This is a genomic window from Pelomonas sp. CA6, from assembly GCF_022549225.1.
GTDB lineage: Bacteria > Pseudomonadota > Gammaproteobacteria > Burkholderiales > Burkholderiaceae_C > Roseateles.
The window spans coordinates 1-403 of sequence record NZ_JAKZFD010000060.1; the positions used below are offsets into that span (position 1 = coordinate 1).

Genomic DNA, 403 nt, shown 5'->3' on the forward strand with positions numbered 1-403 from the left:
TCTGCCGCAAGACCTGACCCTGGTGAACAACTACGGGCCGACCGAGACCACGGTGGTGGCGACCTCAGGGTCTCTATCTGCCGGCCAGGAATCGCCGGACATCGGCGCGGCGATCAGCAACACGCGGCTGTATGTGCTGGACGCGCAGCAGCGCGAACTGCCGCTGGGCGCGGTGGGCGAGCTGTACATCGGCGGCCCCAGCGTGGCGCGGGGCTACCTCGGCCGGCCGGAGCTGACGCAGGAGCGCTTCCTGGCCGATCCGTTCGCGGGCGGCGAGGCGCGCATGTACCGCACCGGTGACCTGGTGCGCTGGCGGGAGGACGGGCGGCTGGCCTTTGTCGGTCGCAACGACGAGCAGGTGAAGCTGCGCGGCTACCGCATCGAGCTGGGCGAGATCGAGGCG

General features: G+C 70.7%; 1 protein-coding gene. It reads left to right on the forward strand.

Going from position 1 to position 403, the window contains the following annotated elements; translation table 11 throughout:
- Positions 1-403 (forward strand): AMP-binding protein (locus LZ017_RS21875; RefSeq protein WP_241399042.1); only part of this gene is annotated, 403 nt, incomplete at both ends.